Source organism: Nitrosospira sp. TNL200, from assembly GCF_055386305.1.
Genome location: NZ_AP041003.1, coordinates 2,738,911 through 2,762,762, shown reverse-complemented (window position 1 = coordinate 2,762,762; position 23,852 = coordinate 2,738,911). Strand labels below are relative to the sequence as shown.

The following is a 23,852-nucleotide window of genomic DNA, read 5'->3' as shown; positions in this document are numbered from 1 at the left end:
TCGGTCCACTATAGTTCTCAAGTCCTCGCGGCGTCAACTGGTCACGTTCATCTTCAGATGCCGCCTTTGCCCATTTTCCCACGTCTCCCGCGCAGCCGCTCGGATATCGAGGCTCGGGCGCCGGAGGGCGCCGTTTCTGGTAGAATTCCGCCACGTTTCAGGTGCTTTGATCGCTTTGAGCGATCGAGTTAAACGGGAACCAGGTAAAGGCAATCCTGAATTAGTCATTCGCCTGCGATTTGACGCAGAATCACGCGGCTCGCGAAGACTTGTTGAGAGATTTTCTGGATGCCTGGGCTGCCCCCGCAACGGTAAGCAAGTGTAGGCGTGCCAAGCAGCCACTGTGAATTTTCATGGGAAGGCGGTACGCAAGTCTTGCGAGCCCGGATACCGGCCTCGAACGCATACGGAAATATCGCGTGGGGCGGTATCCTGACCGATTCTCTTCGTTCAAGAAATCTCTCCACGGTATTTCCTTGTTTGCAATGGCGGACGGTGGGTCCGCTCAACAAGAAAATTCCATGGGTCCGTGCAAAAAAATAATCTGGATGGTTTTGACCATCCCTGGCTGCTCACTGCCTGTCTGTCTACTGGCGGCTGAATCGGAAGAAAAATTCGGGAAGCCGCTGGAGGAGGTGGTGGTAACGGCAACACGATTCACGCAGCGTGTGGAGCAATTGCCCATAGGGGTCTCCATTATCAGCGCGGAGCAGATAAAGAATAGTGCTGTATCCACCCTGCCGGAATTGCTGCAGCAATTGGCCGGAATTCATACCCGCAACCTGGACGGAAGTCCTGACCCGCAAATCGATATGCGGGGATTTGGCATTACGGGCAACGAGAACACCCTGGTGCTGCTTGATGGCCAGAGGATGAACGAAAAGGAACTGGTAGGCATACGCTGGTCCACTATTCCGCTCGATTCCATAGAACGCATCGAGGTGCTGCGCAATACCGGGGCGGTTACCTATGGGGGTGGTGCGACCGGCGGGGTGATCAATATCGTGACACGGGCAGCTCCGAAGCAGCATATCTCGGGGAGCGGGGGAATCTCCATTGGAAGCTATAGCGCGACCGAATTCAACGGCGCACTCAATGCGGCAGGAAAAAACCTTGCGCTGGCACTGACCGCCAATGCCCTGGAAACGGACAATTATCGCGTCAATAATGTCTTGCATCAAAAAAATCTTCAGGGCGACCTGCGCTATACGTTCGGGCCAAATGGCAGGACTCTGGTAAAGTTTGGCCTGGACGATCAAAAACTGGGACTGCCGGGCACGCGCACCGAAGCGCAACTGGAAACCGACCGAAGGGGAACCTCAAGACCGCGGGATTTCAGCACCCGCCAGGGAGCCTACGTCACCATGAGGGCGGAGCATACTGTTGGCATGGGTGATCTCGCCGCGGACCTGTCTTATCGAAACATTCACCGCACGGCGTTGTTCGATGACTACGCTATCGACTTTTTCAATTCCAAAACATTTATCAACACCCGTTCGGATGTATGGCTGTTCAATCCGCGTTTCAAGATGCCTTTTCAGGGCATGGGGCTGAATCATGAACTGGTGCTGGGGGCCAACCTGGAATGGTGGGATTATCATTCCAGGCGTTTCACCGGAGCGGAGACGGTACCGGGCGCCCTGTCGGCAAACATCCAGCAAACCGATGTGGTTGCGACCCAGCAGAACCGGGCCGTTTACCTGCAGCATATCGCGACTTTCCCGACGGATACGGTGCTGACGCTGGGCGGGCGCGCACAATGGGTACACAATAATGTCAACGATCGTTTCAACCCCGCGGCTTATGCCAGGGGGCGGCAGGACCGGCTGGTCTACGCCTACGATGTGGGGCTGCGCCAGCCCTTCAAGACGGTTTTCTCGTTTTATGGAAAATTTGGACGAAGCTTCCGCATCGCAACGGTGGATGAAACCTATAATCAGTTTGGCGGCCCCTCGTTCGATTCGGCTGTCAAGCTGCTGGAACCGCAAACTGCGCATGCCGCTGAAATCGGCCTGGAATATCAGGAAGGACCCGTTCGGACGCGCGCGTCGCTGTACAGGATCAATCTCAATAATGAGATCAGCTTCATCAATATCGATCCTTTCCTGTTTTTTTCCAATATAAACCTGCCTCCCACGCGGCGGCAGGGGGTCGAGCTGGAAGGTTCCTGGGCCGTCACAAGAGCGATAGATATATTTGGCAACTATACTTATAACGATGCGCGTTTTCGCGAAGGCACTTTCGGCGGGGTCGACGTTGCGGGAAACATCATTCCGCTGGTGCCTCGCCATAAGGTTTCAGCCGGCGGCACGGTGCGGTTTACCGATAATACCCGTCTTGCAACAGCCATGAACTATATAGGCGAACAGGTATTCGATAATGACCAGGCTAATACCGCGTCGCGGCGGATGCCGAATTATGTGACGGTCGACCTGAAGCTCACACACCAGATGAAGAGACTCCTGATCAGCATGGCCGTCAACAATTTATTCGACGAGAAATATTTTTCATACGGTATCCGCAATGCATCAGGCACGAGCTTCAATGCGCTTCCGGCGCGTGAGCGCAATATCTGGATTACCTTGAAATATCAATTTGATTAGATCGTCATTCGGTGTTGTCTGCCTGGTCATTTTTTGTTCCGTCAAGAAGTGACATAATGCCGTTTCTACGGATCACTCCTGCTTTTTTTCGTATTCCTGCTGAAGCATGCTGATGCAACCTGCGGAAACCATGAGCGGCTCCCGGTTTTATTCCTGTTTGAAGGAATACATCAGGCCCTATTGGCACGTGCTTGCGTTTGCCGCAATAAGCATGGTTGCAACCGCCGCTTCAGCGCCCATGCTGGCCGCGCTGGCAGTACCGGCGCTGGATGGCGTACTCGCAGGACAGGATGTCGAAACGATGCAACTGGTATTGCTGGCAATAATGGTGTTGTTTGCCGCTCGCGGCATGTCGGGTTTTATCGCGGCTTATTCGACGGCCTGGCTGGCAAATAAACTGATGCAGGATTTGCGTGGCGAGATATTCGATAAGCTGCTGACGCTTCGGGCAAGCTACTACGCATTTCGCGGCGGTGGCAACCCGGTTTCGAAAGTGATAACGGATATCGATCAGCTCGTCAGTTCCTTCACGAATGTGGCGACGGTCATGGTAAGGGACAGCTTCATTGTCGTAAGCCTGCTCGCATGGATGGTCTATCTCAATTGGAAACTTTCACTGCTGGCTGTATTGATGGTCTCGGTTATCGTGTTGATCGGGCAATTGATCAGTGATCGCCTGAAAAGGGCGGCCACGGAAGCATACGAAGCGGCGGATCATGTTACCGGTATCCTGAAGGAATCCATCGAGAATTACGCGGCGGTAAAACTATATGCCGGCGAGCAGTATCAGGCTGCCCGGATGCGGGAGGAGGCAGACAAGGTGCACGATACCCTCATGAGGCGAGCGGCTGCCGAGGCCCTGGCGATTTCTTTTGCGCAGGTTGCAGCCGGTATCGCGGCAGTCATCGTTTTTTATATTGCAACCCGCCAGGTGTTTGCCGGGGAAACGACGGCGGGAGGCTTTGCTTCTTTTGCTTTCGCCATATTGATGCTGATTCCGGCGGCGCGGCGCATTGCCGGGCTGGATGAATTTCTGCGTTCCGGCCTGGCGGCTGCTACCCGCATCTTTTCGCTGCTGGATGAGAAAGCTGAACCGGATAGCGGAACGATTCGCATGGAGCGCGCCAGAGGGCAGCTCAAGTTCGAGCACCTCACCTTTCGGCCGCCTTCGGTTCCGAAGGAACCCGATTCTCAGTCTTCTCATGGATCGAGCTGGTGCCACATCCCTCAACCAGGCGGCCCGCTGGAGGACATCCAACTGACAATTCAGCCGGGCGAGCAGGTTGCTTTGATAGGGCTTTCGGCAAGCAGCAAATCAACGCTTGCAGAACTGATCCTCCGCTTCATTGACCCGACTTCGGGAAGGATCCTGCTCGATGATCATGATATTGCGCATCTCACGCTAGCCAGCTTGCGCGGCAATATCGCGCTGGTATCCGAGAAAACGACGATATTCAGTGATACGGTTGCTGCCAACATTGCCTATGGCGAGATGGGCCGTGCAACCGAAGGAAGGGTTATGGCGGCGGCCCAGGCAGCGCATACCATGGAATTCATCAGGCATATGCCCCTGGGATTGCAGACTGTCGTGGGAGAGCGGGGAATACAGCTATCTGCGAGCCAGAAGTTGCGGGTATCCATCGCCAGGGCCCTGCTGAAAGATGCGCCTATCCTCATTTTCGATGAGGTGGCCGAGCCGTCGGCGGATCAGGAGTCGCTGCACCATGTTCTGGCGGCGTTGAGAACCGTAATGCACGGACGCACGACGCTTGTCATCGCCCGCTGCCTATCCACGGTGGAAAAAGCGGATCGTGTGGTGATGCTGCACCAGGGCCGTATCACCGAGGTGGTTCGCAGGGAATTACTCGCGACAAAAGAAGCTTATACCCGGCTGGAAAGCTACCTGGGCTAAAACCGGTTGTCTGGCGTGAATCGGGGGAAACTGGTCGTGGGGGGACCTGCCCGGTCAATCCGGATTCCGGTCGATGGCGCGTACCTGATCGTCAGGCTCCTGGCGCGCGTATTCAGGCACCCATCTGGTCAGTTCCTGTTTGACATCATCGTCATTCAATATCGGATGTGCTTGCAGCCAGATCAGTAAACTGGATAGCCATTGCCCATCCGCCGGGCGTGCCCGGGCTATGCGCAATTTGGGGTGAGGCGTCGGCAAACTGTTTTCGTCATCCGCCAGCAATTCCTCATGGAGCTTTTCTCCCGGACGCAATCCGTTATATACGATCTTGATATCTTCTTCGCCAAGCCCGGATAGACGGATCATGTCTCTTGCTAGATCGGCAATCTTGACGGGCGCTCCCATATCCAGTACGAAAATTTCTCCACTCTCTCCTTTTTTTTTCATCAGCGCGGCCTGCAATACCAGTTGGGTAGCCTCGGGGATGGACATGAAATAGCGCGTAATCTCCGAATGCGTGACGGTGACTGGTCCGCCCCTTGCAATCTGCTCGCGGAATTTGGGAATGACGCTGCCCGCGCTGCCCAGTACATTGCCGAAACGCACCATGACAAAAGAGGTGCCTGGCACGGCTTTCTGTTCATTGTTTTCGGAACGGCAAGTCGACTGCTGCAATGCCTGGCATACCATTTCCGCAAGCCGCTTGCTGGCGCCCATGACATTGGTAGGATTGACCGCCTTATCGGTGGAGATCAGAACGAACTTTTCCACACCATGCCGGATTGCGGCTTCGCCTGCGACATAGGTTCCGAGAACGTTATTCAGGATGGCTTGCCAGGCGTTCTCCTGCTCCATGAGAGGCACATGTTTGTACGCAGCCGCATGAAAAACGACCTTTGGCCGAAACCGGGAGAATACCTGCGCGACTCGCGCCCGATCCTTGATGTCGCCAATGGTATATATCGCCGGGACATCCGGGAAATCCGTCAGAAATTCCTGTTCCATTTTATAGAGCGCGAATTCATTCAGCTCGAATAGCACCAGTTGCCGAGGCTTGAATGGCGCAATCTGCCGGCAGAGTTCCGATCCTATCGAACCGCCAGCGCCCGTAACCAGAACCGTCGAGTCCGCCAGCAGATCGTGCAGGCCTTCGTTATCCAGCACCACGGGGTCGCGTCCCAGCAAATCGTCCGGTTCGACAGTCCGGATTTGCGAGACCGTGATTTTTCCGCTGATCAGATCCTCATAAGAGGGAACAATCAGCGCCTTTATCCCGGCGGTCGAACAGAGCTCCAGCGCGCGGTGGCGATCTCGATGAAGACGGTCGGGACGGCGGCGATCCACTTCCGGACGGTGGACATGGCGGCGATCCGGACTGGAAGGTGCCATGGCGATGATGGCGTGAGCTACGCCAAATCTTTTCGCGATGGCAGGCAGCTCATCGATTTTCCCCAATACCCGGAAACCATGCAGAAGAAGCCCCAGCTTGTGCGGATCGTCATCCAGCAGCCCCATTACCCTCCACTGCACGCTTCGGGCAAGCTCCTTCACCAGGCCGACCGCCATGTCTCCCGCGCCGAGGACCAGTACGAGCTTGCTTTCTTCTTTTTTGCGCCCATACAGCTTGTGTTCCTTCCATAAGCGATACGCGAGCCGATCGCCACCCATGATGAACAGGAGCAGAATGGGGGCCAGCAGCAATACGGTGCGCGGAACGCCTACCAGTACCTGCATCATATACAGCACCAGCGGCACCAGCCCGGCGGATATCATTATCGCCAGCACGATACGCCGCAGGTCGGGCAGGCTCGCATAATGCCAAAGCCCGTGATAAAGCCGGAATCCGAGAAACGTCATTGCATGCACGGGCACGACCCAAGGCAGAATTTCTTTCAGGGAAGAGAGGTACAGAGGAGGTATCTCAAAATTGAAACGGAACGAATAGGCGAGCCACCATGCGATGGCCGCCGCGAATAAATCGTGGACAAATGCAATGATCGTCCGTATGTTGGGAATTCGGGCAATCATGCTATAAGCTGTCCCAGCGCCGGGCCCAAAGGCGGTCGAACATGCCCATCATGACGAGATAGATTCCTGTCCATGCAACTCCCACTCCAAACTGGATGACAACATCATGTCCTGCGGCCCATATCGCGCTGGCGGCCGCCGCCAGCATCAGGATATAGGCGAGCAAAGCGGTATTGCGATGCCCAAGACCGCTTTGTACCATACGCTGATAGTAGTGTTCGCGATGAGCTTGCCAGAATTTATCGCCATGCAGAGCGCGTTTCGCAAGGGTAACCGAGGCATCGGCGATAAACGGAAAGAATACGAGCGCCGGCAGCCATAGAGGCCAGAGGCCGTCGGTCCAGCCGATGACGCCCAATGCGGCGGCCAGGAATCCCAGGGGAATCGCGCCGGCATCTCCCATGAAAATAAGCGCAGGATGAAAGTTGAATAACAGAAAAGCAGCGGCTGCGGCAGCGATACTGAAATTCATCATCGCAAACGGTTCATTTCCTGCCAGCCAGGCGGCACAGCCATAAGCTCCAAATCCAATGAGCGTCATGCCGCCAGCCAGGCCATCGGAACCGTCCATGAAATTATACAGATTGAGCATCCACGTAATCGCCATCGCGGCAATCGATGCCACCAGCCAGCCATGCTCCCCCGCCAATAATTCTGCGGAGAAGCAGGTTGCCGCAATAATATGCGCCAGCAGCCGTACCCAGATTGGGAGGCTGAGGACATCGTCGGCGAAAGATACCAGTACCAGAAGAATGACGCCCATCCATATGGATAGGGGAAGCAAGGGAGGGAGAAATGCCCAGGAAGCGAGTATTCCCGATATCAGGCCCACTCCGCCCGTGCGGGGAATGGCCTGGACATGAAGGGAGCGGGCATTGGGATGATCCAGTATCCGCAACGCCGTTCCCTTGATCAGCCAGCGGATCAAGCCCAGGGTTAGGGTAAATGCGACCAATGGCGCCATGGACATTGTGGCAAGTGAAAAAGAAAGGCCGGTCATCATGATTCCGGTTGCTCAGGGATTTCTTAAACCTAAATCCGGCAGTTGGACAGGGTAAAGTGCGCGGTTTTTGGGATGCAAGGCAAGACGCAACGACGCGGAACGGCCATTCCATTCCAGGGAGTTGCAACGCAGCCATGTGTCGCAAAAATCGCGCAATCTGCCCTGTAGCGAACTCACCATACAGGTGAACGTCGAGTACCGCGGAAAGTTTTTGTGGATCATAGCTCTAAACTGGAAATGAGTGGTCAGCTACCGGATTCAGGTTAAAACATCGCGCGATGTTTGCTGTGGATAATGTTCAGGCTACCGGTGGCGTGGGACGGAACTACAGGATACCGGCGAGCATGCTTTCTCGATGCATCTTTTCGATGCATAAGCGACGATGATGCCCAGTCCATCCTCAGGATCAAGGGAAACTTGAACCGGCTTCCTTCCTGTTTCTCAAATTCGAATCTGGTATCGTTCTGGTGGTTGAAAGGGATACTTGATTCCATGGCGGACAGGTCGCTCGATTCCGGATAAAAATTGTATTTCATAAGCAGGACCCGATGTGAAGAAAAGCTCACCACTTTCGCTTAACACCCAGATTCTCGTGGGCGCGCTGGCCGGCATCCTGCTGGGGCTGTGGATTTCCTCGTCCGGGAGCGAATCAGCCATTACCCAAGCCGGGCTTTATGCCGCGGGATTGGTCGGCGCCTTATTCATCGATTTGCTGAAAATGGTCATGATCCCGCTGGTGTTTACCTCGATTGCTGTAGGCGTGGCAAATCTGCGCGCCCACAGGCAGATCCACAAGGTGTGGAAGGCAACGCTGGGCTTCTTCCTGTTTTCAATGATGATCGCCATCATGCTCGGCCTTGCAGCCGCCAATATTTTCCGGCCGGGCGATGGACTGCAGCTTGCGATGTTTCAGGATGCCATTCAGGAATTTCAGGCAAGACAGTTGCCTTTGTCCGAGTTCTTTTCCCAGTTTTTGGGCTCGCTGTTTCAGAATCCAGTAGCCGCGCTGGCACAGGGGAATGTTCTGGCAGTAGTGGTCTTCGCTCTGTTACTCGGTATTGCGCTGGTGGTGGGTGGCGAGCGCTACAACAATATCCTCGTTCTGCTGCAGGAATTGCTGGAGCTGGTGCTGATGCTGGTGGGCTGGATAATGCGGCTTGCCCCGCTGGGTATCATGGCCTTGCTGTTGAAGCTGGTCGCTACCCAGGATATATCCTTGTTGGGAACGCTGGCAGAATTTGTCGTGCTGGTGGTTGGGACAACGTTGCTTCATGGCATGGTGGTATTGCCGTTGATTCTTTATCTCGTCACCCGCATGGCGCCGCTCAGATTCTGGCGTGGAGCGCGGGAAGCATTGATCACCGCTTTTGCCACCAGCTCCAGCTCAGCTACCTTGCCAGTAACCTTGCGCTGCGTGGAGCAGCACCTGCATGTCAAGCGCGATATCGCCGGCTTCGTCGTTCCGCTCGGGGCTACTCTCAACATGGATGGCACTGCGCTCTACGAGGCGGCTGCAGCATTATTCATCGCGAACCTGGCAGGTGTCGAGCTTAATCTGGCGCAACAGATGATCGTGTTCGTTACCGCCATGATTGCCGCCATGGGCGCACCGGGCATTCCCAGCGCGGGCATGGTGACCATGGTGATGGTGCTGCAATCGGTGGGCCTTCCCGCCGAAGCCATAGCCATCCTGATGCCGGTCGATCGGTTCCTGGACACCTTCCGCACCGCCGTCAATGTCGAAGGAGATATGGTTGCCAGCCTGGTGGTGCAGAAATGGGCAAAGAGCGACGAGGATTGAAGGCGCGCAAATCCTGCTGTGCCTTCCCGTAGCCAACTTGTTTCAACTTTCCTTGTAATTTCCCTTCCTTGCTCATAAAAAATCCAATCGGCGGGCGCGAAACAAGTGTCCAGCGCTTTCTTCGCAAGCTCTCAATCAGCTTGATCCCGACGCCAGGCGAGGTCATCGGGTGCGGCAATATGCCGCATTCCCAAGCCGGCCTTGCATCCCTACAATTAATCCGGTGGACAGATGAATATGGATTTTCCGGTAAAGGCCGCTACCGGGAGAGCTGGAATGCTTGCGGCACCGAAAGACTGTGCTTTTTCCGCGTCGTTATCGGTTTTTCTTTCCGATAGTATCTTCTTTTGAAGGAGGCGAGCAACCTGCGCGCTAATGGATCGTCATGAAAATCCCCAAGAGAATCGAACCGCTCGTTGAAGAAGGCCTGGTGGATGAGGTCATCTGTCAACTTATGAGCGGGAAGGAAGCGATGGTATACGTGGTTCGATGTGGCGCGGACATACGTTGCGCGAAAGTCTACAAGGAGATCGACAGGCGCAGCTTTCGCCACAGCATCGCCTACATGGAGGGCCGCAAGATCAAGAACAGCCGCCATGCCCGCGCCCTGGACAAGGGTACGCGTTATGGGCGCAAAGTACGGCACGATGCATGGCAAAGTGTGGAAGTGGACTCCCTGCATCGGCTTCTGGCCGCAGGTGTCCGTGTACCGCAGCCACATAGCTTTTTCGAAGGCGTGCTGCTCATGGAGCTGGTGGCGGATTCTGACGGGAATGCCGCATCACGCCTGAACGACATAGTGCTGACGGCCGGACAATCGCACAGGTATCACCAGGATCTGCTCAGGCAGGTGATACGCATGCTTTGCGCGGGCATCGTTCATGGCGATTTATCCAGATACAATGTGCTGGCCGGCAAGGAGGGGCCTGTCATCATCGATCTGCCCCAGGCGGTCGATGCTGCAAGCAACAGCAATGCCCACCGCCTGCTGCTCAGGGACGTGGATAACCTGACCGCTTATTTTGGTTGCTTCGCGCCAGAATTGCTCGAGACCGACTACGGAAACGAAATATGGTCTCTCTATCGGAGGGGCAATCTGCATCCTGACGTGAATTTGAGCGGAAACGCACAGCGAAATCCTTTTGATATGCCCAATGTCGCTCGAGCCGCGAAGAATGTGCTGAGGAGAGAACGTCCTCGGCAGCCTTACAGGCAGGCAATGAGGGGATAACAGGACAAAGGTTCCGGTTCCGAGCCTGCGACAATTTGTCGCATTTCCCTGAATCCGGAAATGGATTATTCTCTGTCCATTTGCTGGAGGGGCAGGCATGATCCGAATTATCGCCATTTTAATGTTGAGTGCGACAGCCGCGCTTGCAAGCCATCCTGACCCCGATGAGAGCCAGGATGCCGCCAAGCCCCGGCCTCCAAAAACAACACTGGCGGTTGGCGCCACGCTGGATCAGCAGGGACGGCTATGGGTAGCGAAAGTGGAAGATCAGCGCCTGCTGGTTTCCTGGTCGGACGATGGGGGAGAGAATTTTTCCAGCCCGGTCATGGTTACGTCTGAACCTGAAAATATCCCGGCGGATGGGGAAAATCGGCCGAAGATTGCCGTGGCGCGCGATGGCACTATCCTTTTGACCTGGATACAGTCTCTTCCGCAGAAATATGCCGGAAATGTCCGCTTTGCGCGTTCCATCGATTCCGGCCGGACCTTTTCCCCGCCCATTACCTTGAATGATGACGGCCGGGTGACCAGCCATCGTTTCGACACGCTGGCGATCAATGGCACAGGCGGTGCGGTTGTGGCGTGGCTGGATGCCCGCGACCGGGATGCCGCAAAGGAAAAAGGCGAAGCGTTTTCTGGCGTATCGATTTACACCGCCAGGTCCGGTGACAATGGCGCAAGTTTCGGCGCTAACCGGAGATTTCAGCAGCATACATGCGAATGCTGCCGTATCGCCACGGCGTGGACCGGCGAGGGCCCGATAGTTTTCTGGCGAAATATTTTCGATACCAATACGCGCGACTTCGCCATTGCATACCTGGACAAAGGGTGGGTGCGCCGCGCCACTCGCGACGAATGGAAAATCGATGCCTGTCCCCATAACGGGGGCAGCATCGCGGTCGATGGGCGGGGCCAGTTGCACCTCGCCTGGTTTACAAATGGAACGGTTCGCCAGGGATTGTTCTACAGAAGAATGGAAGGCAACTGGCAATCGGAACCGCTTGCTATCGGCAATGCCGCGGCGCAGGCAAACCATGCCTGGGTTGCCGCTGATGGCAGGACGGTTCTCCTGACCTGGCGCGAGTTCGACGGTACCGCCTACTCCGCACAAATGATGTACTCCAATGATTCGGGAGAATCCTGGAGCGAACCCCAGCGTTTGATGGAATCCGCCGGGGCGACCGACTATCCAGTTCCGTTGATCGACCGCAACAAGGTCCTGGTGGTGTGGAATACCGCAACCGAAGGCCTGCGGGTCTTGCGGTTCGACCGGTTGACCGGGAGATGATTTCAGGGGCGGGGACAAAACGGTTTTCCGGTAAAAAGAATGACATGATATGTTAAAAGCATACTAGGGCCTGTTAACACTTGTTTCTCACCCACGACGGCGATGGATCTCAGTCGGAACAAGGTACGAGCCGCACAGCAGAGTAAGCTCTGCAAGCGGCGAGTAACGATGGGTTGGGTGAAATTCCGTCCCGTCCCTCCGGATTGCGCACGAAAAAACGTGGGTGCGGTGTTGCAAAGCTGGGCCATAGGCCGGCTATGCCCTGCGCTTCGCGCCTTGCCCTCACGCTTTTTCGCACAGCAACGCGGGTGCGTAACAAATGTCAACAGTCCCTAGAACAGCATCCATAAGCTGGTAGTTATTAGAAATTAAAGACAGGCGAAGGCATTAGAACAATATGAAATCCATTTCCCTCGCCTTGGCGGGTTTGCTGTGCACATTTCTTGTTCCACCATGCAACGCGGAAAGTATGGAGCAATCCAGCGTTCCGGAGACGGAAGGGAACCCGAACGTTTCGCCCCCGGCATTTCCCAGCGCCAATGGCGCCTCAGATCTTGCTTCCAGGAGCGCCAAACCAACTGCTGGCAGCAGCAATTCGGTAATTCACGAGATTCCGGCTACCATCGTTTCGCGAAACGTGGCCGAGTTGAAGCAGGCGGCGCCCGCTTCGCCCGCTCCCGTGCGCCTTCCTGCTGATAAGGAGGTTAATGCTGAGGGAGCCGAAAAGGACGCAGCGGGAGATAAAGACAAGGAAAAAGGCGCGGTTGCGCCTCCAGTGATTCAGAAAGAAACGATATTCAAGGAAATGGTCGTAACCGGGGAGGTGGAGCGCGATTCCCATTATACTTCCCCTTCCACGCGCGTCACGCGCACCCAGATCGAGCGCCAGAACGCGCAGACCACGGAGGAAGTGCTCAAGTACCAGCCCAGTCTGCAGATCCGCCAGCGTTATGTCGGTGATCCCAACGGGGTTCTCGGCATTCGCGGCGCGGATATGTTTTCGACTGCGCGCAACATGGTCTACGCCGATGGGTTGCCGCTGCATAATTTTTTGCAAGCGTCATTCAACGGCGCGCCGCGCTGGTCGCTGGTCGGTCCCAACGAAATCGATGCGGTCGATGTCGTATATGGCCCTTTCTCGGCGGAATATAGCGGCAATTCCATTGGCGGGGTTGTCAACATCAAAACCCGCATGCCGCGCAAGCAGGAATTTTATATGGAAAGCAGCCTCTTCATTCAGCCCTACAATCTCTACGGGCCGGATAAGGGAACATTCATTGGCGACCGGCAATTCGTATCCTATGGCAACCGCTTCAAGGACGCACTGACAGTATTCCTGTCATACAACCGCCTTGAAGCGCAGAGTCATCCCATGAGCTATTTCATCGATAATACAGGATTGGGAATCCCTGGCAGCGGTACGACAGCTGTGACCGGAGGCATACGAACGCCGGATGCAAGAGGTACGCCCAGTCTTATTTATGGAGATACCGGACCGGAAAAAGTGAATACCCACTTGTTTAAGGGCAAACTGGGCTACGATATTACCTCCGATCTCCAGGCGATTTTCACGGTGGCTTACGAGGATCGGACGCGCAATCAGAATCATCCACGTAACTACTTGCAGGACGGCGCAGGGCAGCCATTCTGGGGTCCCGGGCAGTTGCCAAATGCCGCTTTCGATGGCTCATCATTTGACGTTACACGTAACCTTTTTGGCGCAAGTTCGGATAAACGCGAAACGCTGAATCTCGGCCTGCAACTGCGTGGTGCGCTGACTCCAAACTGGAACATCGATTCGACTATCAGTAATTTCGACGTCCTGAAAGACATTCGTGCGACTGCTTTTTTTAACAGAAACGATCCTGGAAATACGGGAGTCGGACAGCTCCAGGATTTCAAGAAATTCAGCTGGTTCAACTATGATCTCAAGCTGAGCACTCCTGCGTTATTCGGAAATGAAAAAATATCTCTGCTCGGCGGGTATCACTTTGATCTGTATAACTTGAGTTTCCGTCAGTACTCGCTTACGGATTATGCAACACTCACTCGTGGGGCACTGCAGGCGAATCGGAATAACGATGGCCAAACTTCGACTCACGCGGTTTTTGCCCAATCGGCTTATCGTTTCTTGCAGGGCTGGGACGTGACCGTGGGAGCGCGCCAGGAGTGGTGGTCGGCTACGAATGGCATTGTTGGCAGCGGCTCTTCCAATAATCCTCAAAGCACTGCGGTGCCGGATCGCAATATATCGGCGCTTTCCCCCAAGGTTTCCCTGGGCTATGAGCCTGGTCCCATGAAGATTCGCTATTCATTCGGACGAGCTCATCGCTTTCCGGTGATAGCCGAGTTATTTCAATCGCTTAATACACCACAGAGTATCACAAATGCGAATTCGCAGCTCAAGCCAGAAAATGGGGTGCACCATAATTTCATGGTCGAATATGGATTACCGCGCGGCTACATTCGCGTGAATGCTTTCCGTGACGATATCAAGGACGCTATTCAGCAAGTCCAAACAGTTTTAAACGGTGTGATACAGAATTCGTTTCAAAATATCGATCAGACGAGCACCACCGGCGTGGAACTGATATTCGATCAGCGCCGAATCTTCGGATCGAAATTCGATTTCATGTTCAATGGCACCTGGATGAATGCCAAGGTCGACAAAGGTCCCTTTGTTAACTTTACCGATCCAACTGGGAAACCAGCTGGTTTTAATCTGACTGGAAAGCAGCGCATCCGCCTGCCCCACTGGCGCGCCAACTTCTTTGCCACCTACAATGCTACCGAAGCATGGGATATATCGTTCTCCGGGCGTTACACCAGCGATTCGTTCAACGATCTGGATAACCGGGACCATGTGAACAACGTTTTTGGCGCGCAAAGCGACTTCTTCTTCATGGACTTCAAGACCAGTTACCGATTCAAGCTGCAGAATGGCCTGAAGAGCCGGGTTTCATTCGGCATTACCAATATCAATAACGATCAGGCTTTCGTATTCCATCCTTATCCGCAACGCACTTATCTGGTCGAGGCCGCCTTCAGCTATTGAGCATGGCATACCGAATGAGCGCGTATCCCGATGCGCTTCTCCTCCTGATAGCCTAATTTTCCAAACCTGGCCGGCGTATGCAGGATCGATAAAATTGAATGATGGCTGTGCCAGTTACGCGAACAGGTTCAGCACCCCATCCAGGCCGACGTGATTGAGTGCGTAAGTCGCCTTTTCCTGGACGATGGGCTTGGCGTGATAAGCGATGCTGACCCCAGCCGCCTCCATCATCCTGAGATCATTCGCGCCATCTCCTATGGCGATGACCTGCTCCCGTTTCAATCCAAGCTCGTTCCGGACTTGTTCCAGTGCCACGGCCTTGCCGCCCGCCCCTATTATTTCCCCTAGTACTTTTCCTGTCAGTTTGCCATCGACGATCTCCAGGGTATTGGCGGCCGTGTAGTCAAAGTGAAGATCTGTTTTGATCCTGTCGGTAAAAAATGTGAATCCGCCGGAGATGACCATCGTCTTGAGTCCGGCGGATTTCATTCCACGCAGCATTTTTTCCGCCCCGGGGCTCAGCCGGACCCGGCTTTCGTAAACCTCGTGCAGAGCGTGCTGATCCAGTCCCGCAAGCAGGGCGGTGCGCTGCCGCAGGCTTTCGGCGAAAACTATCTCGCCGCGCATGGTCCGCTGGGTGATCTCCGCCACTTGCGGCTTGATGCCTTGCATATCCGCTATTTCGTCTATCGATTCGATTGCAAGCAGGGTGGAATCCATATCCATTGCTACCAGCCCGAAATCCGCGAGCCGTACAGCTTCCCCGACAAAAGCAAAGTCAAGTTCGGCCTCGGCGCAATATTCCGCGATATGCTCGCGCTGCTTTGCATTTTTCAGCCGAAATGCCTCGCGGGTAATGCGCTCGATCTGGTCCGCGCCAGCGAGTTTTGCCAGTTCCCTTAAATCGTAATTCGCAATATCGGGGCCTTGAATAATGAGATTCATAATGGATAAATAAATTGTTGTTAAAAATGCTTCCTGGCGCTGCTCGCTATGAGCAGGCTTGCCGGATGTTGGTTGCCCTTCGAGGATTGCGTGTCCTGCCGGCAGGAGGGGCAATGATATATTCGGTGCCAGGAACTTTGGCACTGGCTTGCCGGCAAAAAATGGCGGAGCGATAGACGCGTGTATTTTGCCAGCAATCGCTGCCAATCGCCAGCGGATGCCATGCAGTCAGCATCACTGGTTTCCTGCCATCATTAGCTCCGAAAACGCCAAGCCAGGGATAGCGGTAGCCATACAGGAGGTCGTCGCGGTAGGATTAGGAATTTCTGGCGTATCCTTTAAAAGAATCATTGACGAGGAATTCATCCCATGGCTGAACAATATATATTCGGCACGCCGCTCAGTCACACCGCTATCCGGGTAATGCTGCTGGGCAGCGGCGAGCTCGGCAAGGAGGTCATCATTGCCCTGCAGCGTTTCGGCGTCGAAACCATCGCGGTGGACCGGTATCCGGATGCGCCGGGTCATCAGGTCGCCCACCGCGCCCATGTCATCGATATGGCGGATGGCGAGGCGTTGCGTGGTCTGATAATGCGGGAACGGCCTCACATCATCGTGCCGGAAATCGAGGCTATCAATACCGGTACCCTGATTGAAGTCGAGCGGGCAGGGCTGGCGCGGGTCATACCGACCGCGCGAGCCGCGCATCTGACAATGAATCGCGAGGGAATCCGCCGCCTCGCAGCCGAAACCCTGGGTTTGCTCACCTCGCCTTACGCTTTTGCCAGCAGTCTGGAGGAATTACGGCAGGCCGTGGAGAAGGGTATCGGCTACCCTTGTCTGGTCAAGCCGGTCATGTCGTCTTCCGGCAAGGGGCAATCGAAGGTCGATAATCCGGGAGCGCTGGAGGCGGCCTGGCACTATGCCGGAAGAGGCAGTCGGGTGGACCAGGGACGAGTCATTGTTGAAGGATTCATTCCTTTTGATTACGAAATTACCCAGCTTACGGTACGGGCGGCCAATCCGGCCGGCCAGGTGGAAACCTGCTTCTGCGAACCCATCGGCCATATCCAGGTTAACGGCGATTATGTGGAAAGCTGGCAGCCTCAGTCAATGCCGCCATTGGCATTGGAACGCGCGCGCCATATGGCCGAAAAGGTTACCGCGGACCTGGGAGGACGGGGTGTTTTTGGCGTGGAACTGTTTATCAAGGGGGACGATGTATGGTTCAGCGAAGTCAGCCCGCGTCCTCATGACACCGGGATGGTAACGATGTGCAGCCAGGTCCAGAGCCAGTTTGAGCTGCACGCCCGCGCCATCCTGGGACTTTCGGTAGACACGGGTTTGCGTGCGCCGGGGGCAAGCACGGTTATCTACGGAACACTGGAGGATCGGGCGATTGCATTTCGTGGAGTGGATGATGCATTGCGTGTTCCTCAAAGTGATTTGCGTCTCTTCGGCAAGCCTGAATCATTTGTCCGGCGCCGCATGGGCGTCGCGCTGGCCAACGGCGCCGATACTACCCAGGCGAGAGCGCGTGCCAGGCTTGCTGCAAGCCGCGTGGTGCCGATCAAGGAAGCGCTGCTTGAAAATGAAACACCCGGAAAACATGAGCCTGAGCTGGGTGGACTGGTATAGTTACGCCGCCGCTGTTTTTCAGAATGGAGCCATCGTGGTTGTACCATATAGCCGAATGGTGAAACGGGAGCCGCAGGATGGCATGTGCCTGCTGTGGATATCAGGATCATGGGATCGAGGTGGGAAGATTGTTGATACAGCGGCGTGATTCATACAGTACGAGTGCACGCGTGGTTTGCGCCAGCCGGATGCCGGGCTGGATAGTGGCAATCGTGGTGTGCCTAAACGTCATGGGGTGCAGCAGCATCATGAAGCCCGTCCCGGCTGGAGTACCGGCGCCGGCCATCCTCCCCGCCTTGTGCGTCGATGAGCAGCAGGAAATTGGACGCCTGCAGAAATTGCTGGCGGAAAGAGAAGTGCAGCAGAATGAAATCGAGCGGCTGCAGAAGCTGCTGGCAGAGAAGGAAGCACAGATCAGGACGCAACAGGCCCGTCAGCAGGATCAGGCCAAAACCTTGCAGGAAACCACCAACCAGGCGGCCTATGCACAGGTACGGCTTCGCCGGCTGGCTACGCGTCCAGCCGCGGCATCAACCATTGCGGAAGTGGAAATAGCGCTGGAGAACTTGAAATCAACACCTCTTTCTGCCACTGAACAAGGCCTGAGTGTGCAGGCAAAGCGCTTGCTGGATGCAGCCGCTACCTCCTATTCCGAGGATAACTATGGCGCGGCGATGGATCAGGCGGCACAAGCTGGAGAGGTTATCGAGATGGTAAAGCATAGCCGGTTGCGAAAAGCTTCCGATCCGCGCCAGGTGACGGTGTCGCTGCAAGTTCCCATCCCCATGCGTGCTATTGCCAATGCAAACCTCAGGCACAAGCCTGGCCCGGCGGGAATGGTGGCGAGTATGCTGCAAAAAGGTTCCTTGATTACGTCAGAAGCTTATCGAGGCGATTGGCTGCTGGTGCAAACTGCAGATGGGCGGTCAGGCTGGGTGCTGAACACATTGGTCGAGGCGGTTGTCGGAAAACCGTAAAGGAGGTTTCCTATAGTCCGTAATGGGCGCGGTTGCGGCCGGCGCGCTTCGCTTCGTAAAGAGCCATATCTGCACGGGCGAGAACCGCGGTTGGCGTCTCGTCCTCGGGCTGGCACTGGACGATGCCAATGCTCACCGTTACCGCTATTGACGAGCCATCGATGTTGTAAACCATGCCTTCCACCTGGTTGCAGATGCGTTCAGCGGTCTTCAATGCCTGCGCAGCCGATGTTTCAACCAGGATAATGATGAACTCGTCGCCTCCGTAACGCGCAGCGTAATCGATGCTGCGGATCGACTGGGAAAGTATTTGCGCTACAGCGGCAAGAACCTCATCTCCTGTCAGGTGGCCGTAAGTATCATTGAGTGTTTTGAAATGATCGATATCCATCATGAGCAGCGTAAATTCCCGCTGCGTGCGTCTGAAGCGCGCGAGCTGATCGCTGAGGATCGCATCCAGCTTGCTGCGGTTGTATAGGCCGGTGAGGCTGTCGGTGATCGAAAGGGTTTCCAGCACGCGATTCTGTTGCTGCATCGCCTGGTTTGCCGCCATGATTTCCGCATGATTCTGGCGCAGCCTGCCTGCCATCTCGTTGAATACCCGGGTGAGATGCCCTAGTTCATCGTTTCGCGTCGCTGTTAGCCGTATCTCGAGATCCCCGTCCGCAATCCGATCGGCCGCCGCCATAAGCTTTTGAAGCGGGCGCACTATGGAGCGTCCCATCTGAAAAGCTACTGCGGCAACCACTATTGCCAATCCGCTTACCAGTGCGAGAAACATATTGCGCCATTTTACCCAGGCATCGTAGACCTCCCCGCGATCGCGCTCCGCAAGGATGGTAATGGGTAATTCCGATGACGTATCAGCCAGCCCGATAACTTCCCTTTTGGTCATCCCTTTGAAAAACAGGGATTCTCCGGGATGCGCTTTTAGCTGGCTGAATACGGAGCTTTCCAGGGAAGCCAGCTGTTTGCCGTCCTCGTAACTGCTGGTAAGGACCTTGCCATCGGCGTCGAGCAGGAGCACATTCCCCGGCGGGGATTTCGTTGCGCTTTTTAGATGGGGTTGCAGCGTGCTCAAGTCGAGCACCGCGACCAGGGCGCCCAGCACCAGATTGTCGTAGGACAAAACCGGAATCGCGACAGCGAGGGTTGCGGCACCGTACTGCTCATCCCAGTGCGGCGGCACAACCACGAGACCATCCGTGAGCGCATCCTGGGACCATTCCTGAGGGAGCTTCACCGCAACGGGCGCCTGCGTGCTGCTGGCGACGATCCGCCCTTCAGGATTGACCACCGTAAGCTCCTGGAGAGTGTCGAGTTTTTCCTTGACGGAACGCAAATAGTGGGGTAAAGCCTGGATGCTTCCGGCACCCGAGCCTGCTCGCGGTTTTGCGGCAGGCCGCGCTATCGCGGATAGTCCGTCCATTACCGCGTTTGATGTGGAGGATACGCGTACTTCATGCATGCGCCTGTCGAGCCAGAGTTCGATCTCATGATCGGCATCACTCACAAGAGTACGCAGCTCCCTTGTGACAGTTTCCGAGATCAGCGCCTCGTTTTGCCGGAATGAGAGCAATCCCAGTCCCAGCGATGGTATCAGCGTTGCAAGAATGGAAAACACGACGATTTTGCTTTTAATACTGTTTAGCAGTGTCATCGGGATCGATTTCCGGGAAGGGCCATGCTGGCAATCAGGCGGTACCGATTGCCGACGTAACAAGCCATGGCTCTTGAATAGGGGGATATAGGCGCTACCATTGGGGAATGTGATTGAGATGCCGCGCACATTCTCATTTTTTCGTATCAGACAGTTTTGCCGCTTAGCTCGGCGATCAAATTCTTTATTTTTTTTACTTTTTCCGCCACGTTTGACATCCTTGCGCGAACCTTCAGGCGATCAGGTCCGGAGAATTCATATTCGCGGTTGCGCTGGATGAGCGCGATGATCCTTAAGGGATCCACCGGCGGGTCGGGAACAAAATGGACCTGAATAGCATCAGCGCCGGCTTCAATGCGCGTGATTCCAAGCGGCCTTGCGGCGATGCGCAGCCTATGGCAATCCAGCAGCGACCTGGCAGCCTCGGGCAATAAGCCGAAGCGATCGATCAACTCCTCTTGCATGTCGTCCAGTTGATCATCACTCCCGCAATTCGCCATCCGCTTGTATAGTACCAGTCGCTCATGTATGTCCTCGCAGTAATCATCCGGCAAGAGAGCAGGCACATGCAAATTTATCTCCGTGGTAATTCCCAACGGGTGCTGCATGTCGGGTTCCTTGCCTTCTTTCAGAGACGAAACGGCTGCATCGAGCATCGACGCGTAGAGATTAAAGCCGATTTCATGCATTTCGCCGCTTTGCGATTCTCCCAATACCTCTCCCGCACCCCGAATTTCCAGGTCGTGCATGGCGAGGAAAAAGCCGGCGCCCAATTCCTCCATTGCCTGGATGGCTTCGAGGCGTTTTCTCGCCTGGGCCCCGAGCGCTTCCCCGTCGGGGATCAGCAGATAAGCGTATGCCTGATGATGCGAACGGCCAACTCTTCCTCGCAACTGATGCAGTTGGGCTAGGCCGAACTTGTCCGCGCGATTGATAATGATGGTATTCGCAGTGGGAACATCGATGCCGGTTTCGATTATCGTGGTGCAAAGCAGCAGGTTGAACCTTTGCTGATAAAAATCTTTCATCACGTGCTCCAGCTCGCGTTCGCGCATCTGTCCATGCGCAATGCATACCCGCGCCTCCGGCAGCAGCCGGGTGAGCTTTTCCTGCATTTCTCCGATAGTGCTTACTTCGTTATGCAGGAAATATATTTGCCCACCGCGTTTCAGCTCGCGTAAACCTGCTTCGCGGATGATCCCCTCCGAAAAGCGGGTGACAAATGTCTTGATGGCGAGGCGCCTCTGAGGAGCAGTTGCAATCACGGAAAAATCACGCAGACCTTCCAGTGACATAGCCAGGGTTCGGGGAATGGGCGTGGCGGTAAGGGTCAATACATCCACTTCGGAACGAAGGTTTTTCAGCTGTTCCTTGTGGCGCACGCCAAAGCGGTGCTCCTCGTCGATGATGATCAGGCCCAGGTTCTTGAATTTTACACCTTTTTGCATGAGCTTATGGGTACCGATAACGATGTCTATCTGCCCTGTGGCCAATCCCGCCAGCGCCTGGGTTTGCTCCCTGGGGGAGCGAAAACGCGAAAGTTCCGCGATCCTGACCGGCCACTCATCCGCGATAAGGCTGAAGCGATCGGAAAAGTTCTGGAAGTGCTGCTCGGCCAGCAAGGTGGTTGGCACCAGCACCGCCACTTGTTTGCCATCCGAAACCGCAATGAAAGCAGCCCGTAACGCCACTTCGGTCTTTCCGAAGCCCACGTCCCCGCATATCAGCCTATCCATGGGCTTGCCGGCGGTCAGATCTTCGATGACCGCACCGATGGCGGCCGCCTGATCCGGCGTTTCCTCAAAGCCAAAACCGTCAACGAAGGCCTCGTAATCAGATTCCTTGAGCTTGAAGGCGTGGCCTAGCCTCGCGCTGCGCTGGGCATAAAGATTCAGCAATTCGGCGGCAGTATCGCGCACCTGCAGCATTGCCTTGCGCTTTGCCTTGTCCCATTGGCCGCTTCCCAGTTTGTGCAGCGGTGCGGTTTCCGGCGCCGCGCCGCTATATCTTCCAATAAGGTGCAATTGCGAGACCGGCACATAAAGCTTATCTCCCCCCGCATACTCGAGCGACAGGAATTCAGTCATGCCTTCTCCCATATCCATGCTCACCAATCCCAGGTAGCGACCGATGCCATGTTGCTCGTGCACCACCGGATCTCCCGATTTGATCTCGGAGAGGTCGCGAAGCATGGCATCGCTTGCGGCAGTGGCTTTGCGTGAATCCCGCTCGCGGCGTCCATGCAGGTGGCGGGCGTAGAGCTCGTTCTCCGTGACGAACGCCATTCCCTCGCCCGCAAGTATGAAACCCGAATGCAGCGGGCCAACCCCCAGCATGAACGGCTGCGTGCCAGCCAGGAACTGCGCATAATCGTTGCAGCTATCCGGATGCAGGCCGAATTGGTTCAGGTGGTCGGCCACCAGTTCCCGGCGGCCCAGGCTTTCCGCCAGCAGCAGTATGCGGCCTTCCGGCAGGCTGGATGCGCCCGCAAATTGGGAAACGAATGCGGCAAGATTTCCAGCGGGATGCTCAGCTCGTCGGTCTATCCGAAGGGATGGGAGTTGCTCGGTCCATTTTTCGCCGTCCTGCAGGGTGCTTGCGCCATCGGACGGAATCTCGACACGGGGATAAGGTTTTAGCGCCCCAAAGAAAGCATCCGCAGAGATGAATAAATCGGCGGGAGGCAAAAGCGGATGTTCGTTGTCTCCGCGCAGCAACTGATAGCGCGACTGGGTGTCGCGCCAGAAATTTTCGATCGTCGGCTGGAGCTCATGATGAAGACACAGAAGCGTCGTTTGCGGCAAATAGTCAAAAAGGGTTGCGGTATGCTCGAAAAACAGCGGCAGATAATACTCGATACCGGGCGGCGCGATCCCTTTGCTCACATCCTTGTAAATGCGCTTTTTTGAGGGGTCGCCCTCGAATTTTTCGCGAAACTTGCCACGAAAGCGCGTGCGCCCTTCTTCATCCAGGGGGAATTCACGCGCCGGCAGCATTTGTATCTGCGTGACGGGATACACGCTCCTTTGCGTATCCACATCGAAAGTTCGAATCGTTTCTATTTCATTATCCAGCAAATCGATCCGGTAAGGCAGCGCGCTTCCCATCGGGAACAGGTCGAGCAGCCCGCCGCGCAGGCTGTATTCCCCGGGTGATATCACCTGGGTCACGTGGGTGTAGCCTCCCAGCATCATTTGGGCTCGCAGCGCATTCAGGTCGATTACCTGCCCGCGTTCAAGAAAAAACGTATTCGCCGCGAGATATTTCGGAGGCGGCATGCGATAGAGCGCCGTGGTCACGGGCACGATCAGCACATCGCAGGTTCTGCTCATGAGCTGGTAAAGCGTGGCCAGCCGTTCTGAAATGAGATCCTGGTGTGGCGAGAAAGTGTCGTAAGGCAGCGTTTCCCAATCCGGCAGCAGGCTCGTCTTCAGCTCTGGCGCAAAAAATGGGATTTCCTCCAGCAGTCTCTGCGCAGCAAGGGCGCTGGCCGCAATGATGGCAAGGGGTTTTGTCCGCTGCGCCAGCCGCGCAAGAGCCAGGGCATCTCCGGATCCATCAAAAAGGGGGTACCGGGCTATCGAGCCTTGCGAGGGAATGGCTGGTGAGGAAGGCATCTGAGGTTGTTACTGATGGAGGCAATAAACCGCATCATTCAGAAAAAGACGGACATTATATGCCAGTTGTCCGAGCCGTTCCCGGGGTCTGTTG

13 protein-coding genes and 1 riboswitch are annotated in these 23,852 nt (G+C 55.5%); of the genes, 8 read left to right on the top strand and 5 right to left on the bottom strand.

The window, feature by feature from the left end; genetic code table 11:
* Nucleotides 1-142: 142 nt before the first annotated feature.
* Nucleotides 143-413, top strand: a riboswitch (cobalamin riboswitch).
* Nucleotides 414-548: 135 nt separating this feature from the next.
* Nucleotides 549-2,603 (top strand): TonB-dependent receptor, encoded by a 2,055-nt coding sequence (locus ACZ5CE_RS12440; RefSeq protein WP_464575230.1) that lies wholly within the window; start codon nucleotides 549-551, stop codon nucleotides 2,601-2,603.
* Nucleotides 2,604-2,709: 106 nt separating this feature from the next.
* Nucleotides 2,710-4,515 carry an ABC transporter transmembrane domain-containing protein gene (locus ACZ5CE_RS12435; protein ID WP_464575229.1) on the top strand — a complete coding sequence of 602 codons (1,806 nt, stop codon included), beginning with the start codon at nucleotides 2,710-2,712 and terminating at the stop codon, nucleotides 4,513-4,515.
* A gap of 54 nt (nucleotides 4,516-4,569) precedes the next feature.
* On the opposite strand, the gene ACZ5CE_RS12430 is transcribed toward ACZ5CE_RS12435, so the two are convergent.
* A complete protein-coding gene (locus ACZ5CE_RS12430; protein WP_464575228.1) occupies nucleotides 4,570-6,543 on the bottom strand; it encodes a polysaccharide biosynthesis protein in 1,974 nt (657 codons plus the stop codon).
* Nucleotide 6,544: 1 nt separating this feature from the next.
* Complete coding sequence (locus ACZ5CE_RS12425) at nucleotides 6,545-7,546, bottom strand: MraY family glycosyltransferase (protein WP_464575227.1); 1,002 nt, start codon at nucleotides 7,544-7,546, stop codon at nucleotides 6,545-6,547.
* A 550-nt stretch (nucleotides 7,547-8,096) separates the two neighbouring features.
* On the opposite strand from ACZ5CE_RS12425, the gene ACZ5CE_RS12420 reads away from it, so the two are divergent.
* The 4 genes from ACZ5CE_RS12420 (at nucleotide 8,097) to ACZ5CE_RS12405 (ending at nucleotide 14,921) form a co-directional block, all read left to right on the top strand.
* On the top strand, nucleotides 8,097-9,347 hold the full coding sequence (locus ACZ5CE_RS12420; RefSeq protein ID WP_464575225.1) for a dicarboxylate/amino acid:cation symporter: 1,251 nt from the start codon (nucleotides 8,097-8,099) through the stop codon (nucleotides 9,345-9,347).
* A gap of 385 nt (nucleotides 9,348-9,732) precedes the next feature.
* Nucleotides 9,733-10,578 carry a PA4780 family RIO1-like protein kinase gene (locus ACZ5CE_RS12415; protein WP_464575224.1) on the top strand — a complete coding sequence of 282 codons (846 nt, stop codon included), beginning with the start codon at nucleotides 9,733-9,735 and terminating at the stop codon, nucleotides 10,576-10,578.
* 97 nt (nucleotides 10,579-10,675) lie between these two features.
* The gene (locus tag ACZ5CE_RS12410) at nucleotides 10,676-11,866 is read left to right on the top strand and encodes a sialidase family protein (RefSeq protein WP_464575223.1); all 1,191 of its coding nucleotides are present in this window, start codon (nucleotides 10,676-10,678) and stop codon (nucleotides 11,864-11,866) included.
* A 397-nt stretch (nucleotides 11,867-12,263) separates the two neighbouring features.
* Complete coding sequence (locus tag ACZ5CE_RS12405) at nucleotides 12,264-14,921, top strand: TonB-dependent receptor (RefSeq protein ID WP_464575222.1); 2,658 nt, start codon at nucleotides 12,264-12,266, stop codon at nucleotides 14,919-14,921.
* Nucleotides 14,922-15,035: 114 nt separating this feature from the next.
* Here the strand turns inward: ACZ5CE_RS12405 and serB are convergent, their stop codons facing one another.
* The gene (serB, locus tag ACZ5CE_RS12400; protein WP_464575221.1) at nucleotides 15,036-15,866 is read right to left on the bottom strand and encodes a phosphoserine phosphatase SerB; all 831 of its coding nucleotides are present in this window, start codon (nucleotides 15,864-15,866) and stop codon (nucleotides 15,036-15,038) included.
* A gap of 369 nt (nucleotides 15,867-16,235) precedes the next feature.
* Here serB and purT point away from each other — a divergent pair, with 369 nt between their 5' ends.
* On the top strand, nucleotides 16,236-17,504 hold the full coding sequence (purT, locus tag ACZ5CE_RS12395) for a formate-dependent phosphoribosylglycinamide formyltransferase (RefSeq protein WP_464575220.1): 1,269 nt from the start codon (nucleotides 16,236-16,238) through the stop codon (nucleotides 17,502-17,504).
* A gap of 77 nt (nucleotides 17,505-17,581) precedes the next feature.
* On the top strand, nucleotides 17,582-18,481 hold the full coding sequence (locus ACZ5CE_RS12390) for an SH3 domain-containing protein (protein ID WP_464575219.1): 900 nt from the start codon (nucleotides 17,582-17,584) through the stop codon (nucleotides 18,479-18,481).
* A 10-nt stretch (nucleotides 18,482-18,491) separates the two neighbouring features.
* Here the strand turns inward: ACZ5CE_RS12390 and ACZ5CE_RS12385 are convergent, their stop codons facing one another.
* Complete coding sequence (locus ACZ5CE_RS12385; RefSeq protein ID WP_464575218.1) at nucleotides 18,492-20,141, bottom strand: sensor domain-containing diguanylate cyclase; 1,650 nt, start codon at nucleotides 20,139-20,141, stop codon at nucleotides 18,492-18,494.
* A 146-nt stretch (nucleotides 20,142-20,287) separates the two neighbouring features.
* Nucleotides 20,288-23,758: a transcription-repair coupling factor gene (gene mfd / locus ACZ5CE_RS12380; RefSeq protein WP_464575217.1), complete on the bottom strand. Its 3,471-nt coding sequence runs from the start codon at nucleotides 23,756-23,758 to the stop codon at nucleotides 20,288-20,290.
* Nucleotides 23,759-23,852: the final 94 nt, after the last annotated feature.